This window comes from Bradyrhizobium sp. 956_D2_N1_4, from assembly GCF_052076025.1.
GTDB lineage: Bacteria > Pseudomonadota > Alphaproteobacteria > Rhizobiales > Xanthobacteraceae > Bradyrhizobium > Bradyrhizobium barranii.
In genome coordinates, this window is the sequence record NZ_CP197237.1 from 189,419 (window position 1) to 203,946 (window position 14,528).

At 64.9% G+C, this 14,528-nt stretch carries 17 protein-coding genes and 1 pseudogene; 10 read left to right on the forward strand and 8 right to left on the reverse strand.

Annotation, left to right across the window (positions count from 1 at the left end; all coding sequences use genetic code 11):
• Nucleotides 1-15 precede the first annotated feature (15 nt).
• A complete protein-coding gene (locus AB7535_RS00930; RefSeq protein ID WP_135216024.1) occupies nucleotides 16-1,572 on the reverse strand; it encodes a hypothetical protein in 1,557 nt (518 codons plus the stop codon).
• 245 nt (nucleotides 1,573-1,817) lie between these two features.
• Here AB7535_RS00930 and uvrB point away from each other — a divergent pair, with 245 nt between their 5' ends.
• Complete coding sequence (gene uvrB, locus AB7535_RS00935; RefSeq protein WP_135216023.1) at nucleotides 1,818-4,790, forward strand: excinuclease ABC subunit UvrB; 2,973 nt, start codon at nucleotides 1,818-1,820, stop codon at nucleotides 4,788-4,790.
• Nucleotides 4,791-4,887: 97 nt separating this feature from the next.
• On the opposite strand, the gene AB7535_RS00940 is transcribed toward uvrB, so the two are convergent.
• Nucleotides 4,888-5,124: a hypothetical protein gene (locus AB7535_RS00940; protein WP_028151579.1), complete on the reverse strand. Its 237-nt coding sequence runs from the start codon at nucleotides 5,122-5,124 to the stop codon at nucleotides 4,888-4,890.
• Nucleotides 5,125-5,416: 292 nt separating this feature from the next.
• Between AB7535_RS00940 and AB7535_RS00945 the strand changes: the two genes are divergently transcribed.
• The 5 genes from AB7535_RS00945 to AB7535_RS00965 all read left to right on the forward strand — a co-directional run bounded on the left by AB7535_RS00945 (nucleotide 5,417) and on the right by AB7535_RS00965 (nucleotide 9,047).
• Nucleotides 5,417-5,869: a nuclear transport factor 2 family protein gene (locus AB7535_RS00945; RefSeq protein WP_085399295.1), complete on the forward strand. Its 453-nt coding sequence runs from the start codon at nucleotides 5,417-5,419 to the stop codon at nucleotides 5,867-5,869.
• A gap of 237 nt (nucleotides 5,870-6,106) precedes the next feature.
• Nucleotides 6,107-6,547: a nuclear transport factor 2 family protein gene (locus AB7535_RS00950; RefSeq protein WP_063985546.1), complete on the forward strand. Its 441-nt coding sequence runs from the start codon at nucleotides 6,107-6,109 to the stop codon at nucleotides 6,545-6,547.
• 381 nt (nucleotides 6,548-6,928) lie between these two features.
• Entirely contained in the window at nucleotides 6,929-7,852 is a 924-nt protein-coding gene (locus tag AB7535_RS00955; protein WP_085399294.1) for a hypothetical protein, read from the forward strand.
• 215 nt (nucleotides 7,853-8,067) lie between these two features.
• Nucleotides 8,068-8,490, forward strand: coding sequence for a hypothetical protein (locus AB7535_RS00960; RefSeq protein WP_071909569.1), 423 nt, complete (start codon nucleotides 8,068-8,070; stop codon nucleotides 8,488-8,490).
• A gap of 419 nt (nucleotides 8,491-8,909) precedes the next feature.
• Nucleotides 8,910-9,047 carry a hypothetical protein gene (locus AB7535_RS00965; RefSeq protein ID WP_014492018.1) on the forward strand — a complete coding sequence of 46 codons (138 nt, stop codon included), beginning with the start codon at nucleotides 8,910-8,912 and terminating at the stop codon, nucleotides 9,045-9,047.
• Between the two features lie 42 nt (nucleotides 9,048-9,089).
• Here the strand turns inward: AB7535_RS00965 and AB7535_RS00970 are convergent, their stop codons facing one another.
• The 3 genes from AB7535_RS00970 to AB7535_RS00980 form a co-directional block, all read right to left on the reverse strand.
• On the reverse strand, nucleotides 9,090-9,236 hold the full coding sequence (locus AB7535_RS00970; RefSeq protein ID WP_166103493.1) for a hypothetical protein: 147 nt from the start codon (nucleotides 9,234-9,236) through the stop codon (nucleotides 9,090-9,092).
• A gap of 199 nt (nucleotides 9,237-9,435) precedes the next feature.
• On the reverse strand, nucleotides 9,436-9,915 hold the full coding sequence (locus AB7535_RS00975; protein ID WP_085399293.1) for a MaoC family dehydratase: 480 nt from the start codon (nucleotides 9,913-9,915) through the stop codon (nucleotides 9,436-9,438).
• Nucleotides 9,915-10,367 carry a MaoC family dehydratase gene (locus AB7535_RS00980; RefSeq protein ID WP_085399292.1) on the reverse strand — a complete coding sequence of 151 codons (453 nt, stop codon included), beginning with the start codon at nucleotides 10,365-10,367 and terminating at the stop codon, nucleotides 9,915-9,917. The genes AB7535_RS00975 and AB7535_RS00980 overlap by 1 nt, the downstream gene beginning before the upstream one ends.
• Before the next feature lie 156 nt (nucleotides 10,368-10,523).
• Here AB7535_RS00980 and AB7535_RS00985 point away from each other — a divergent pair, with 156 nt between their 5' ends.
• Nucleotides 10,524-10,820, forward strand: a complete 297-nt coding sequence (locus AB7535_RS00985; RefSeq protein WP_063985551.1) for a DUF4282 domain-containing protein — start codon at nucleotides 10,524-10,526, stop codon at nucleotides 10,818-10,820.
• 160 nt (nucleotides 10,821-10,980) lie between these two features.
• Here the strand turns inward: AB7535_RS00985 and ychF are convergent, their stop codons facing one another.
• The 3 genes and pseudogenes from ychF to AB7535_RS01000 form a co-directional block, all read right to left on the reverse strand.
• Nucleotides 10,981-12,078, reverse strand: a complete 1,098-nt coding sequence (ychF, locus tag AB7535_RS00990; RefSeq protein WP_135216022.1) for a redox-regulated ATPase YchF — start codon at nucleotides 12,076-12,078, stop codon at nucleotides 10,981-10,983.
• A 54-nt stretch (nucleotides 12,079-12,132) separates the two neighbouring features.
• Nucleotides 12,133-12,237, reverse strand: a pseudogene (locus AB7535_RS00995) (aminoacyl-tRNA hydrolase); the annotation flags it as partial.
• 83 nt (nucleotides 12,238-12,320) lie between these two features.
• A complete protein-coding gene (locus tag AB7535_RS01000) occupies nucleotides 12,321-12,554 on the reverse strand; it encodes a DUF3551 domain-containing protein (RefSeq protein ID WP_085398745.1) in 234 nt (77 codons plus the stop codon).
• A gap of 254 nt (nucleotides 12,555-12,808) precedes the next feature.
• Here AB7535_RS01000 and AB7535_RS01005 point away from each other — a divergent pair, with 254 nt between their 5' ends.
• The 3 genes from AB7535_RS01005 to greA all read left to right on the forward strand — a co-directional run bounded on the left by AB7535_RS01005 (nucleotide 12,809) and on the right by greA (nucleotide 14,378).
• Nucleotides 12,809-13,147: a hypothetical protein gene (locus AB7535_RS01005; RefSeq protein WP_085398744.1), complete on the forward strand. Its 339-nt coding sequence runs from the start codon at nucleotides 12,809-12,811 to the stop codon at nucleotides 13,145-13,147.
• Nucleotides 13,148-13,317: 170 nt separating this feature from the next.
• Nucleotides 13,318-13,803: a hypothetical protein gene (locus AB7535_RS01010; RefSeq protein WP_071909689.1), complete on the forward strand. Its 486-nt coding sequence runs from the start codon at nucleotides 13,318-13,320 to the stop codon at nucleotides 13,801-13,803.
• Between the two features lie 92 nt (nucleotides 13,804-13,895).
• Nucleotides 13,896-14,378: a transcription elongation factor GreA gene (gene greA, locus AB7535_RS01015; protein ID WP_085398743.1), complete on the forward strand. Its 483-nt coding sequence runs from the start codon at nucleotides 13,896-13,898 to the stop codon at nucleotides 14,376-14,378.
• Nucleotides 14,379-14,528: the final 150 nt, after the last annotated feature.

Below are 14,528 nucleotides of genomic sequence, written 5' to 3' on the forward strand. Positions count from 1 at the left end.
CCGCAGACCGCCGCCTCAAATGCAGCAGCCGCACAGGAAGCGGATGCGGGTCAGCACCTTTTTGCCGCCGACCGTGCGGATGACGTGGGTGCGAATATTGTTCGACGACGCATCGTCGGCCGCGGCGGCGGCCACCAGCCCTTTCTTCTTCGCCGTCTTTGCGGCCGCCTTCGGCTTGCCGTCGAGCTCGATGCGACCGTTCCTGAGCAGCGTCTCGACGAAGGCGCCGACCTCGTCCTCCGTGCGATTGTGCTCTGGCAACGCGCCGAGCACCGCCGCACGGGCGCCGGAGCGGCCGATCAGAACCGGCTCCGCCGCGAAGGCGACCACGCCGCGAAGTCTGGTGTCGATATCGCCGAGCGGGACTTCGCGCCGATGCACCGCTTCCGCCACGCCCTCCCCGAGCATGGCGAGCGGGCGGATCGCGAATCTGGCGCCCTTCGCGCCGATCCGCTCGCGCAGATCCGAGAGCGTGCTCGGCGCGATCGTGGCGCTCGCCTTCAGGATCTTGGGTGGCGGCCCCGCCAACGCCGCCGTCGGCGCGGTCATGGCGGCGCTGCCGAGCATGATGTCGTGATCGGAGAACGCCTTGCCGATGATCTCGCGATTGGCGCCGTTGTTGATCTGGCCGTCGGCCTTGACCATGGCCCGGCCCACGGACTGAAAATATCGCGCCGTCTCCGGCGTCTGCCGCACCGCTTCGACCAACAGCCTGCCGCAGGTCTGCGCGGCGGTCAGCAGCGCCGCCTCGCTGCCGGCGCCGCTCGCCGCGAACACGCCGCGGAGCGTGTCATAGAATGCGCCGGTGAAGACGCGGCTGAAATTGTGGCTCTCGCGCGTGAGCAATTCGGGCGGATCTTCGAACTTGCCGGCCGGCAAGGTGCTGGGCAGCTGCCATTTGAACGTATTCAGCGCCCGCCGCGGCTTCGAGGGGTTGACGTTGCCGAACTGCTTGAGAATGGCGGCCGACAGATATTCGGAACTCGCCTCGACGAAATTCGGCTGGGACAGGTCGGGCGTGATCTGAAGCAGCTTGATCCGCGTCGCCTGGTCCGACAGCGCGGTCAGCAGGGCAACCACGTCGCCGAACGCTTCGTGAAACGCTCCGACCTCAGGTAGCGGGCTGTTGAACAGCTCCGGCCGCTGGGAATCGAGCAGGGCGTGGCCGACCTCATGGCTGACCGTGTCGGTGCTGGCCGCGGAGAAGGTGGTTGTGGTGCCGTCGTTGAAGTCGAAGAACCGAACACCTTGCGTGTCGTAATAGGCATTCAACCGCCGGGGGCCGACCGTTTCACCGTCATTGTAGGTCAGGCTGATGTCGATGCGAGGCCCTTGCGACCATCTGGCGAGGTTGCCGGCATAGGTCTCCCAGGCCTCCACAGCGGCGAGCGCCGCTTCCCGGCTCTGCCAGAACAGAAAGTCCCGCTGATTGACACCGAACGGGGCCTCGGCCGCGTGAGCCTCATAGTTGAAATTTGCACGCCCGGCCGGACGGTCGGGCCGCGCGTCCTGCTGCCGTTGCGGCATGTCGGTCACGGCATTGGGGTCGTTCGGGATGAAATTGATTGTCATGGAATCTACCCGCTGTTGAGGCGACTGGCCGCGCCTGCGGCCGAAAGCGCCGCCGAGATGCATGAAAATGGTCAGATCATCGCGCAATAAACACTACCTAAAGTAGCGCCATCGCCGTCCGACGCAACGACAAATTTGTCGCGTCGGGGCGATCATGGCTCCTGCTGCCAACCTGCTGTCAGCAGCCTGAGCACGGAAGGGCATTCGCCCTTTTCTGAAGCGCTGACTCGTCCCATATTCGGGGCATGGCGAAGAAACCTGCTCCCCCGAAATCCCCCAAATCCAAAGCCCCGAACTCGAAGGCACATCGGCCCGACGTGCAGCCGATCGGGCCGGCGCTGGCCGAACTTCTGAATCCCGCGATCAATCGCGGCGATGCCGGGCTGGGATCGGGCACCGGGCTGCAGCCGCCGCCGGACAATTCGCGCGACCGCCGCGCCGGGGGCGAGGCCGCCGCGCACCGGGCGCGCGCCTCGACACCGAGAGATTTTCCGCAGGATAATGCCAAGAATCTGACTAAGCCGATGCCGCTGCGGCCCAATCCGCAGCCGCCGGGGGCGCGTGCGTCGGAGAGCGGCGGCTTCGACGAGGCGCCGCAGGCCAATTACGGCACCGCGGCCACGATCCCGACGCTCGATCCGGAACTGGCGCGGCAGCTCGGGATGCCGACAGAGGAGGACGATGCGGAAGCGCTGGCGCGTCCGCCGCGCAACAAAATGGAGGCGCTCGGGGTCAAGGCGACCGCGGATGCGCTGGAATCGCTGATCCGCGAGGGCCGTCCGGAGTTCCGCAGGGACGACGGCTCCACCAAGGTGTGGACGCCGCACCGGCCGCCGCGCCCGGAAAAGTCCGAAGGCGGCGTGCGCTTCGAGCTTAAGTCCCACTATGAGCCGCGGGGCGATCAGCCGACCGCGATCAAGGAGCTGGTCGAGGGCATCGAGCGCAACGACCGTTCGCAGGTGCTGCTCGGCGTCACCGGCTCGGGCAAGACCTACACCATGGCGCAAGTGATCGAGAAGACGCAGCGTCCCGCCATTATCCTGGCGCCGAACAAGACGCTCGCCGCCCAGCTCTATGGCGAGTTCAAGAGCTTCTTCCCTGATAACGCGGTCGAGTATTTCGTCAGCTATTACGACTACTATCAGCCCGAGGCTTATGTCCCGCGCACGGACACCTACATAGAAAAGGACTCGTCGATCAACGAGCAGATCGACCGCATGCGCCACTCGGCGACGCGCGCCCTGCTCGAGCGCGACGACGTCATCATCGTCGCCTCGGTGTCCTGCATCTACGGTATCGGCTCGGTCGAGACCTACACCGCGATGACGTTCGCGCTGAAGAAGGGCGAGCGCATCGACCAGCGCCAGCTGATCGCCGACCTCGTCGCGCTCCAGTACAAGCGCACCCAGGCCGATTTCACCCGCGGCACGTTCCGTGTGCGCGGCGACGTCATCGACATCTTCCCCGCGCACTATGAAGACCGCGCCTGGCGCGTGAATCTGTTCGGCGACACCATCGAGACCATCGAGGAATTCGATCCGCTCACCGGCCACAAGCAGGACGAGCTCGAATTCATCAAGATGTATGCGAACTCGCACTATGTGACGCCGCGCCCGACGCTGGTGCAGGCGATCAAGTCGATCAAATCGGAGCTGAAGCAGCGGCTCGACCAGCTACACGACCAGGGCCGTCTGCTGGAAGCGCAGCGGCTGGAGCAGCGCACCACCTTCGATCTCGAGATGATGGAGGCGACCGGAAGCTGCGCCGGCATCGAGAACTATTCGCGCTATCTCACCGGGCGCCTGCCCGGCGAGCCGCCGCCGACGCTGTTCGAATACGTCCCCGACAACGCGCTGGTGTTCGCCGACGAAAGCCACGTCACCGTGCCGCAGATCGGCGGCATGTTCCGCGGCGACTTCCGCCGCAAGGCGACGCTCGCCGAATACGGCTTCCGCCTGCCCTCCTGCATGGACAACCGCCCGCTCCGCTTCGAGGAGTGGGACATGATGCGGCCGCAGACGGTCGCGGTGTCGGCGACGCCGAGCGGCTGGGAGCTGAACGAAAGCGGCGGCGTGTTCGTCGAACAGGTCATTCGCCCGACCGGACTTATTGATCCTCCCGTTAATATCCGCCCCGCCCGCACCCAGGTCGACGATCTCGTCGGCGAGGTCCGCGCCACCGCCCAGGCAGGCTATCGCTCGCTGATCACGGTGCTGACAAAGCGCATGGCGGAGGATCTCACCGAATATCTGCATGAGCAGGGTATTCGCGTTCGCTACATGCACTCCGATATCGACACCATCGAGCGTATCGAGATCATCAGGGATCTTCGCTTGGGCGCCTTCGACGCGCTGGTCGGCATCAACCTGCTCCGCGAGGGTCTCGACATTCCCGAATGCGCACTGGTCGCGATTCTGGACGCCGACAAGGAAGGCTTTTTGCGCAGTGAAACGTCCTTGATTCAGACCATCGGCCGCGCCGCGCGCAACGTCGACGGCAAGGTGATCCTCTATGCCGACCAGATGACGGGCTCGATGGAGCGCGCCATCGCCGAGACCAACCGGCGCCGCGAAAAGCAGGTCGAGTACAACACCGCCAATGGCATCACGCCGGAGAGCGTGAAGAAGCAGATCGGCGACATCCTCAACTCCGTCTACGAGCGCGACCACGTGTTGGTCGAGGTCGGCGGCCACGACATGACCGACGACGTCATCTCGATCGGCCACAATTTTGAAGCCGTGCTCGCCGATCTCGAAACCCGCATGCGCGAGGCCGCCGCCGATTTGAACTTCGAGGAAGCCGCCCGCCTCCGCGACGAAGTCAAACGCCTGCGCGCCACCGAGCTCGCAGTGGTCGACGACCCCACCGTCAAGCAGCGCACCGTGCAGGGCAAGGCCGGCGCCTATGCCGGCACCAAGAAGTACGGCGACGCCGCCAACCTCCCCGTCAGCGCGATGAAGAAAAAGACCGTGAGCTCCGCACTGAAAGCCAGCGGCGGCGGCAGCGGCTCGAAGGTGCACAAGCCGCATCTCGACGAGATGCACGGGCCGGAGTCGTTGCCCTATCGCGAGAACCCGAGCCTGCCGGCAAAGCCGTTCGGCAGCACGAGCCGGATCATCCAGCCGACGGACTCGAGGCAGTCCGGGCCGGAGTTCGGACCTGCGCCGAAGTCGACGGGTGGACAGCCGGGACGGCGGGGTGGGTGGAAGAAGAGGTAGGCGGCGGAGTATCGTCCGCGCTTGTCGTGGTTATGGATTCCGGGCTCGCGCTTCGCGCGCCCCGGAATGACGAGGGAGCATGTGGTGCCGTTCGCGCCTACAACTTCCCCTGCCCGTTTACCTGACCCTGCTGTTGCTGCTGCTTTTCCTGCTCCTTGGCGTGATGCCTGCCGTAGAGGCAGCCGGCGGCGGCGCCCAGGACGCCGTGATGGCCGGCATAGTGGCCGGCGACGCCGCCGACGACGGCGCCCTTGATGCAGCCCTTGGCGTTGGCGGCGGAGGTCGCGCCCAGCATCAGAAGTGCTGCGGCGACGGTGAGAAGCGGGGATTTCATGATCGATGTCTCCGGATCGGTTTCGGTGTCTCAACGAGCACCGACGGGCGCGGGTTCCCGTGTGCCGTGCGTGGCGGACGCGCCCACCGGCATGCACGCGGCGTCATGCGGGACGCGAAAGCCCGCTCGAATTCTTGCAGGCGGCCATCAACACAAGCTTTAATTGCATTTCATGAACCGGGCTTTGCATCGGCGCGTCATATGATCCGGACACCATTGTTTTTGCGGATTGCTGGACCCGCAGAGCGCGCATTGGCGTTTGCAATCGACACCCCACGAGGGCGGGAGCGGCATGACGGTTGGATCGCTGAACAGGCAACGCGTGCTGCATCTGCTGGACAGCTTTGCGCGCGGCGATATCGAGGCCGCGCTGTCGTGCTGCACCGACGACGTCGACTTTCTTACCCACGCGCCGATCGACGTACTGCCGCACATGGTGCCGCGCCACGGCAAGCAGCAGCTGCGCGATCTGTGGCAGACCGTCTGGTCGCGCTATTCCGAAATCCGCTACAGGGCGCCGCACATCCTCGCCGAGGGCGACGAGGTCGCGACCTACATGCACACCTACTTCAAGAAGCGCAGCAACGATCGCGTCGTGCAGTTCGACATGGCGGTGTTCTACAGCTTCCGGGGCGGACTGGTGGCGCAGATCCGCGAGATCATCGATTCCTACGATCTGGTGCAGCAGGTGCTGGAGCGGGAGATCGGGCCGCTGATCGTGGGCGCGCGGGCGGACGGGGGATGATCCTTCGCGCTCGCCCCGTTCTGACGGGCAGAGGTGGAGCAGAGACCGGGAGATTACGGGGTTCTGTTGTAAATCTCACAAACCCGCATCAATTGTGCATTGCGAAAACGTGAATTGCGTTTTGGCCGAAATCGCCTATTTTATTTGTATACGAATGAATTGAGCGGCCCCCGCACCTTTTCTGTGCATGGGGTTGCTTTCCGTTTTTTCTGCAAGCCAGCTTCAGGACGCCCCCAAATGACAGAGCACAGCCTCTGGCGTTTCTCGCGCGCGTTGCATCGCGCGGTGAACGACCGGGATTTCAGGGACATCGAGGCCCTGATCGACGAGGACGTCGAGTGGGCGATCTACGGCCCGATCGACATGTTTCCGTTCCTCGGCGCGCGCCAGGGCCGGGACGCCGTGCTCGACGTCATCCGCCAGCTCGCCGACAATTTCCACGTCCGCCGCTTCGACCGCGAGAGCATCATGCTCGGCGTGGATTCCGCCGCCTCGATGCTGCGCTATTCGCTGACCGCGCTGGATTCCGACAAGCCGATCAGCTTGCGGGTGGCGCAGTTCGCCCAGTTCAGGGCGGGCAAGCTGATCAGCATGCGCGTGCTGGTCGACACCTTCGATCTGGTTGAACAGGCACTCGGCCGCGCCATTCATCTGCCGAAGATGACCCGCGTCGGCTGAGGGGGACGCCAACGGGCCCCGCTTGCCGGGACCGATGATTGATGCTCGCCCGACCCGCGTCCTGGCCTCCAGCCCCGCCGGATGCCGTCGTGGCGAAGCTCGTCATCGGGCGCGCCTTTCGCGCGGCCCGTTGGTTCGCCATTCCAGTGGTTTGAGCATGATCTCCGCGCAAACGCGTTCCGCGTTTGTCGCGAGGGAAAACCGCTGCACACTTTGCGCTGGCGCGGCCCTTCGGGTCCGGATCATGCTCTGGCCGAGGCGAGCCGCCACAATTTCGCAACGATAGATCACCATGTGTTGAGCGGACGGAATGGCGCATGGTCATCACCGAAGGCCGCATTATAGTGGCGGCAGGCATGCGCTGGGCTCGCGGGCAGGACGATGGAATTCTCGACAGGTTTTGGCTGGACCAGGCTGCCGGTGCTGGCGGCCGCATTCATTTTGGGCTCGGTTCTGACGGTCTCGGCGCAGATCATCCCGCCCTTCTCGGCGGCTGCGCCTGACGACGAGGCCGAGACCGAAGCCACGGAGACCGCCGCAGCTCCCGACGTCAACGACCCCGACATTTTAAAGGGCATCGACGTCGACAAGCTCGACTGGAGTCAACTCGCGGTCGACGCCGGTACCGGCAACGACGTCATGGCCGCCAAGAAGCGCGCCCAGGCCGCGGCCAAGGACGGCCTGAACTGGTCGTCGAACGCGAACGCCAACGGCTCCTCCGCGGTGACGGTGAAGCAGTCGGTCTCCTCGTTCTGGGACGCCCGCATCGGCGCCGACATGACGGTGACGAGCGAGCCGCGGACGATGTCCGAGCTGCTGGCGCAGAAAGCCACCAATGGCGGCAGCCTGCCGCAATCCTCCGGCAGCGCCTGGGCGGCCGCGACCGCGCCGGGCGCCGGCTCGATCTGGGACAAGACCGCGGTGGAAGCCCGCGTCGATCCCGGCGCCGAGCAGAGCAAGATCGGGGCGTCGCTGATCAAGTCGGTGCCGCTGTCGAGCGACACGTCGCTGACGCTCCAGAACGGCTACAGCGTCAACCAGCAGGGCACCACCGCGGTGCCCGGCATCGGCGGCCACATCACGCGCAATTACGAGACCGAGCAGAGCGCCAAGGTCACCCTCACCGACACCGGCACCAGCATCACCGCCGGCCAGTCGCTGTCGACCACCGACGACAAATGGCTGCGCAAGGTCGGCGCCGAGCAAAAGCTGTTCGACAACGTCACCGTCTCCGGCTCGGTCGGCGAGACCTCGCAGGGCGCGATCAACAAGAGCCTGACGGCGGGCTTCAAGAAGAGCTGGTAGCAGTCCTGCGCCCCCCTCTGCCATCATCCCGGGATAGGTTCGTTTTCCCAGCAGTTCAGACTCTCGTAACCATACGCCACGGCAAAGCCCCCGAATCGTCCGCCCTTGCCGTATCTCGGCCAAGTTGCGGTCAAAATCCGACGCCCTAGTCGGATGACCGAACTCGTCGTGCGGGGGACACTCGCGCTGCGCTCAACGCGAACAGGGGAATAACGATGAACGCCATGCGTCCGGAAAAGACCGAACCCACCGAGACCGAGACGGTCGACACCAACCTCGCCGCAGTGACGGAAGTCGAAGCCGGCATCCGCGACTTCGTCCGCAACGACATCGCCTATCTGCGCCGGCCGGCATCGGGAACCACCGACACGCCGCCGCTCGATCCGAGCGCGGAAGCCACCGTCACCAACGTCAACTCGCTGATCCAGCGCGTCGCCGGCACCTCGCTCGCCGAGATCGAGAACCTGATCTCCGAGCTCGAGAGCCTGCGCGACCTGCTCCATGCCGAGGGCCAGCGCGTCCAGCGCGAGATCTCCGGCTACGCCCAGCTCAGCCAGGCCGCGATGAAGTCGACCCGCATGATCGCCGACAACGTCGCGCAGTGGAAGCGCGCCGCCGACGGCCTGCGCAACAGCTGATCACTCACGTCAAGCATCACCGGCCGCCGCGTTCCGCAAAGGACGCGGCGGTTTTGATTCGCGGGGAGTTGGGTGCGCACAAGCTCCCCACGATAGGTGTCATCGCCCGACTTGCCGCCTTCGCTAAGGCTTCGGCGGCCGAGTGAGTTCTTGGCCCGGCGAAGCCCTTGGCGGAGACGGGATCGGGCGATCCAGTATTCCAGAGACAATGAGGCAAGAGCCGGGACGCCGCGGCGTACTGGATGCCCCGGTCAAGCCGGGGCATGACAGCGGAGGGTGTGGCTGCGAAAGATTGAGGCAGTGGACATGCGTTCACGCAGTCAATGCAGCCGACCCGGTTCGCTTTGAACCCTCCGCGCCCCAGCGCCGACCAATGCCAAGCGCCCGCAGCCTTGCGGCCGGGCCTGGGGACATTTCAGATGGAAAGCATTCGGCCCGACAACACGGACCCTATCCCGCTGCGGCCCGCGCCGAACCAGTTCGGCACGATCATGCTGCGCTTCGTCGGATTGCTGGCGGTGGCGATCGCGGTGCTGGCGTTCGTCTATAGCCGCTGACGGCGGAGGCCGGACGTCCGGCCCCGAAGAGTTAACGAGCCCTTAACGGCTCGCGTCGACCGTCGAGGCTTCCAGGGTGTAGCCGCCATCGGCATAGCCCTTCACCACCATGCCGGCGACCAGCATCACTGCCAGCGTCGCGGTCGCAAAGATAAATCCCACCAGCTTGAGTGCGCCGCGGTCTGCCATGGTCCTCGTCCCCTGTTCTCTGCCCAATTCGTTTCAATTAGACAGCGACAGGTTCATAATTGGTTAGCAACTCGATGGTTCCGCCAACTGCTTCGCGGGTCATCATGTTGAGCAGGCTTATGGCAGCCGCCCGGAATCGCGTCCATAGCGCGCGGGCAACACTCGCGCATACATTTGGACCGTTCATCCTGGAACAGGTCTAACCGCCCTTCCGCATCGGCACGAAGGCGCTGGCGGTGATGGAATAGACCTCCTCGCCGCGCTGGTTGGTGCCGGTGGTGCGGGCCGTCAGAATGCCCCAGCCGGGGCGCGAGGCGGAGCTGCGCTTGTCGATGACTTCGTTGACGTAGGCGACGGTGTCGCCGGCGAGCACCGGCCTGATCCAGCGCAGGTCGCGAAAGCCCGGCGACGGCCCCCACACCGCGACCTCCTCGCCGCGCGAAGCGGCCTCACGCGCCAGACGCTGGCCATCCGCGACAAGCAGGCTCATGCAGGCCGAGCCGACATGCCAGCCCGAGGCCGCAAGGCCGCCGAACAGCGAGTTCTTGCCTTCCTCCTCGTCGAGATGGAAGCGCTGTGGATCGAACTTTGCGGCGAAAATCTTGATGGACTCCGCGGTGAACGTATAGGCGCCGATCTCGCGGCGGTGGCCGATCTCGATCTCCTCGAAGAAGGGCATCAGACTGCTCTCTCGCGCCGCTTGATCAGGATCGGCGAGGTCATCTCGCACAGCGCCTCGTCCTTGGCGTTGCGCACCGTGCATTTGAACTTGACGATGCCGAGCTCCGGCCGGCTCTTCGAGGCGCGCGCCTCCAGCACGTCGACGTCGAGCATGAGATCGTCGCCGGGCCGCAAGGGTGACAGCCAGCGCACCTCGTCGACGCCGGGCGAGCCGAGCGAAGCGGCGCGTGTGATGAAGCCATCGGCCATCATCCGCATCATCAGCGAGCAGAGGTGCCAGCCCGAGCCGGACAGGCCGCGCAGCATGCTGTTGGCCGCGGCCTCCTCATCGAGGTGCATCGGCTGCGGATCGAACTCGGCGGCGAAAGCCAAGATCTCGTCGCGGGTGACATGGCGCGGGCCGAATGTTCCGAACCGGCCGGGCGGGAAATCTTCGAAGGTCAGGGTCATCTCGGGAATGCTTTGAGGGAATGACAGATTGTGGCCGCACTTTGCGGCAATCTCAACCCGCCGGCCCGCATGGCTCGTGCTACATATGGGGTGTCGGCGTTGGTCTTGAGTCGGATCAACCGGCAGGCCGAGGCCCGATTTGCCCTGGGGAGAGCAATGTTTTCATTCAGCGACCTGTTTCAATGGGACCGATTCATAACCCCTACGATCATCAAGACCTTCTACTGGCTGGTGATCGCACTGATCTGCCTGTTCGGCCTTTCCGGAATCTTCTCCGGTCTCGCGACGATGGCGATCAGCCCGTTCGGCGGCTTCCTGGTGCTGCTGTCATCGATCGCGAGCATCGTTGTCGGCATCGTGTTCTCGCGCATCGCCGCGGAGCTGATCCTGATCGTCTTCCGCATCAACGAGCATCTCGGCGCGATCCGCGACCAGGGCGGCGGGGCGCGGTGAGGCGGCTGCAGGTGCCGTAGGGTGGGCAAAGGCGCAAAGCGCCGTGCCCACCATCCTTTCGCGATTTGAGAGAGACGTGGTGGGCACGCTTCCGCCTTCGCTCTTCGAGCTACGGCGGACAAGTCGCTTTGCCCACCCTACAGCACCGCTCTTTCGCGTCTTACGTATTGAACCTGAAATGCATCACGTCGCCGTCGGCGACGACGTATTCCTTGCCTTCGAGACGCAGCTTGCCGGCATCGCGGGCGCCGGCTTCGCCGTTCAGCGCGACATAGTCCTCATACGCCATCGTCTCGGCGCGGATAAAACCCTTCTCGAAGTCGGTGTGGATCACGCCGGCCGCGCCCGGGGCCTTGGTGCCGCGATAGATGGTCCAGGCGCGCGCTTCCTTCGGGCCCACCGTGAAATAGGTGATGAGGTCGAGCAGGGTGTAGCCGGCGCGGATCAGGCGATCGAGGCCGGCCTCTTCGAGACCCAGCGTCTCCAGGAAGTCGGCGCGTTCCTCGCGTGAAATGGTGGCGATCTCGGATTCGATCTTGGCGGAGATGACGACGGCAACGGCGCCTTCCTTGGCCGCCTGCTCCTCCACCGCCTTGGAGAACGAATTACCCGTGGCGGCCGAGCCTTCCTCGACGTTGCAGACGTAGAGCACCGGCTTCGACGACAGCAGGCCGAGCATCCCGAAGGCGCGCTCCTCCTCCGCCTTGCGCTCGACGAGGCGGGCGGGCTTGCCCTCGCGCAGCAGCACCAGCGTGCGGTTGACGAGGTCGAGCTGCTCCTTGGCGTCCTTGTCGTTGCCCTTGGCTTTCTTCGTGAGGTTGTCGACGCGCTTCTCGAGGCTGTCGAGGTCGGCGAGCATCAGCTCGGTCTCGATGGTCTCGATGTCGGCGAGCGGGGCGATCTTGCCCTCGACATGCGTGATGTCGGAATCCTCGAAGCAGCGCACGACATGCGCGATGGCGTCGACCTCGCGGATGTTGGCGAGGAACTGGTTGCCGAGGCCTTCACCCTTGGAGGCGCCGCGCACGAGGCCGGCGATGTCGACGAAGGTCAGCCGGGTCGGGATGATCTGCGCCGATTTGGCGATGGCCGAGAGCTTGTCGAGCCGCGGATCGGGCACGGCGACTTCGCCGACATTCGGCTCGATGGTGCAGAACGGATAGTTCGCGGCCTGCGCCGCGGCCGTCTCGGTCAGCGCATTGAACAAGGTCGACTTGCCGACATTCGGCAACCCGACGATCCCGCATTTAAATCCCATGGTCGTCCTCTATCCGTATTCGTCATGGCCGGGCCTGACGGAGAAAACGGTGCCCTATTCCTTGCCGTTCTCGTCCTTGGTCAAAAAGCCCTTCGCCTGCATGGCGAGATGCACCCTGTTGGCGAAGGTCGCGTCCGTGCCTTTGGCAACCAGTGCCGCGGGGGCGGCCCCCCCCCCCCCCCCCCCCCCCCCCCCCCCCGGGGGGGGGGGGGGGGGGGCCCCCCCCCCCCCCCGCGACGTCGTCAGTAGGCACGCTGCTGCGAGAACGCGTAGCGCGGATTGATGCCACAAGAGGCCGACGTGCCGGAGGCGGTGGCGAGGCACTGCTGATAGCTCGCGAACTGGCAGTTGCCGGGATAGCCCCACATGCGTCCCTGCAGGCAATATCGATCGTTTGCAGGATGTGCCTGGGCGGCCGGGGATGCTACGGCGACCAGGGCGGCGAACGATGCGAGAGTGAGGATGATGCGACGCATTTCAATCTCCTTCGAGAGCGGGTGGACGGGTACGTCAGCGAGCTGGGCTCGTCTGAGGCATGTCATGCCTATCTTGGTGTCGGCGGAATGCCGTGCGTTCGCGACATGGCACATCATGACGCAGCCGGCGGCCAGCAATGTGATCTACGCCACAGTTCGCGGTGGGGGTCCGGGCCTATCGTGAGCAGACTTGCGCGCGTCGATCCCGGAGAACCAGGCTTGTCTCATTCGGATCAGGTATTTTGGAGGTTCTAATGCAAAGGTCATATTTGCTGGCTGCGACAGCAGCGCTGGCGCTTTTCATGCAAATACCGCTCGCGCTGGCCCAGAATGCGCCGGCCGCCGGTGGAACCGCAGCGCCTGCCGCGACAACCACTGCGCCGGCAGCGACGACGACAACGCCGGCCGCGACCAGCGACACCTCCAGCCAGCCGGCCGACTCCAAGAAGAGCGCATCGAAGAAGCCGGCGAAGAAGAAGATGACGCGGCAGCAGGAAATCGATCATTCGGTCGACAGCGGCACCGTGCCCGCGCGCTACCGCAACTCTGTGCCCAGGCAGTACCAGCGGTACATTCCGTTCGATAAGCGGTGATGGGTCTCACGGCGGGCGACGTGATCGGACGTCGGGCCGCCGGTGCCATCGTGTGACGGCCTTGGTGTGACGCCTTGTCGTAGCGCCTTAACCAAGCGGAATCCGGCCATACATCCCCAGTGGCGGTCCGCGAGAGCGGTGCTAGAGTAGGCCGAAGCCCGGGGGGAGAAATGAGCGACGACGTGAAGGATGCTGGCCTTGTGGCCATGATCAGCAGCATCCTGGGAGGCAACAAGCGCGCAGACAGCAGTGCTCCGCCGCCGCTCACCGAGGTTCCGCCGACAGCGCCGACGAACGGGTTCGACCTGATCGAGCCGTCCACCCCCGATCCTGCACCGGCCGAACCCGACGCTGCGCCCGATGCCGTGCCGGCTGCCGCGAAGCCGGTCGAGCGGCCGGCGAAAATCACGACGACGCCTGATGGCAAGAAGTTGCTTCCTGCCGAGGCGATTGCCGATCTGGTGCTTGGCGAGCTGCGCAAGCTGGAGAATTTTCCGGCGACCGGCGCCTCCGTCACGGTCTACGGTTACAAGCACTGGAATGCGATGATCACCTTCGCGCCGTTCTCGACCACGTTCCAGAACGCGACGCGGTTCCGCCAGGCCGTACCGGACCTGGTCTTCAAGCTGCGCCGTTTCGTCGAACTTGAGATATAGTCCGGGACAATCACCGGCTGCTGTTCGGCGCGATTCCCCGTTGTGGGGCGAGGCGCGAGCGGGTGTCCGAAACAGTTCGACAGGATTCTGAATTGAGCGTCGCCTTTACCAAGGAAGAAAGCGCCGAAACTGCGTCCGAGACGCTGCTGCCGGATCGCCCGATCTCGCCGCATCCAAACCTCGTGACGGAAGCCGGCTTGCAGGCGCTGCAGGCGCAGCTTCGCGAGGCGCGCGAGGCCTATGAAGCCGCGCAAGCCATCGAGGATGTCAACGAAAAGCGCCGACAGTCGGCGGTGCCCTTGCGCGACGCTCGTTATCTGACCGAACGGCTGCGCACGGCGCAGGTCATTCCCGATCCGGCGTCGACCGATGTCGTCGCCTTCGGCAGCACCGTGACCTTCAGCCGCACCGACGGCCGCGTGCAGACCTATCGCATCGTCGGCGAGGACGAAGCGGATCCAAAGGCCGGAACGATCTCGTTCGTGGCGCCGGTCGCGAAGTCGCTGATCGGGAAGGCGGTCGGCGATGTCGTGGGTTCAGGCGCGCAAGAGATCGAGATTCTGTCGATCGCGTAGCGACGCGATCCGAGGCCAGAATGATGCGCGCGTAAGGATCGAACTCCGACGGCTCTGGCTTCGGATTGGTTTCGCCAACTTCGAGGCGCCGCTGGGTCAGTTGCGCTGCCGCGATTCACTTCGCTGTTCAAAAGCCGCGAACGTCATATA

Bases quoted from the DNA above. Each gene is read 5' to 3' on its own strand.
- AB7535_RS00930 (WP_135216024.1), bottom strand. From the start codon at position 1,572: ATGACAATCAATTTCATCCCGAACGACCCCAATGCCGTGACCGACATG.
- uvrB (WP_135216023.1), top strand. From the start codon at position 1,818: ATGGCGAAGAAACCTGCTCCCCCGAAATCCCCCAAATCCAAAGCCCCG.
- AB7535_RS00940 (WP_028151579.1), bottom strand. From the start codon at position 5,124: ATGAAATCCCCGCTTCTCACCGTCGCCGCAGCACTTCTGATGCTGGGC.
- AB7535_RS00945 (WP_085399295.1), top strand. From the start codon at position 5,417: ATGACGGTTGGATCGCTGAACAGGCAACGCGTGCTGCATCTGCTGGAC.
- AB7535_RS00950 (WP_063985546.1), top strand. From the start codon at position 6,107: ATGACAGAGCACAGCCTCTGGCGTTTCTCGCGCGCGTTGCATCGCGCG.
- AB7535_RS00955 (WP_085399294.1), top strand. From the start codon at position 6,929: ATGGAATTCTCGACAGGTTTTGGCTGGACCAGGCTGCCGGTGCTGGCG.
- AB7535_RS00960 (WP_071909569.1), top strand. From the start codon at position 8,068: ATGAACGCCATGCGTCCGGAAAAGACCGAACCCACCGAGACCGAGACG.
- AB7535_RS00965 (WP_014492018.1), top strand. From the start codon at position 8,910: ATGGAAAGCATTCGGCCCGACAACACGGACCCTATCCCGCTGCGGCCC.
- AB7535_RS00970 (WP_166103493.1), bottom strand. From the start codon at position 9,236: ATGGCAGACCGCGGCGCACTCAAGCTGGTGGGATTTATCTTTGCGACC.
- AB7535_RS00975 (WP_085399293.1), bottom strand. From the start codon at position 9,915: ATGCCCTTCTTCGAGGAGATCGAGATCGGCCACCGCCGCGAGATCGGC.
- AB7535_RS00980 (WP_085399292.1), bottom strand. From the start codon at position 10,367: ATGACCCTGACCTTCGAAGATTTCCCGCCCGGCCGGTTCGGAACATTC.
- AB7535_RS00985 (WP_063985551.1), top strand. From the start codon at position 10,524: ATGTTTTCATTCAGCGACCTGTTTCAATGGGACCGATTCATAACCCCT.
- ychF (WP_135216022.1), bottom strand. From the start codon at position 12,078: ATGGGATTTAAATGCGGGATCGTCGGGTTGCCGAATGTCGGCAAGTCG.
- AB7535_RS01000 (WP_085398745.1), bottom strand. From the start codon at position 12,554: ATGCGTCGCATCATCCTCACTCTCGCATCGTTCGCCGCCCTGGTCGCC.
- AB7535_RS01005 (WP_085398744.1), top strand. From the start codon at position 12,809: ATGCAAAGGTCATATTTGCTGGCTGCGACAGCAGCGCTGGCGCTTTTC.
- AB7535_RS01010 (WP_071909689.1), top strand. From the start codon at position 13,318: ATGAGCGACGACGTGAAGGATGCTGGCCTTGTGGCCATGATCAGCAGC.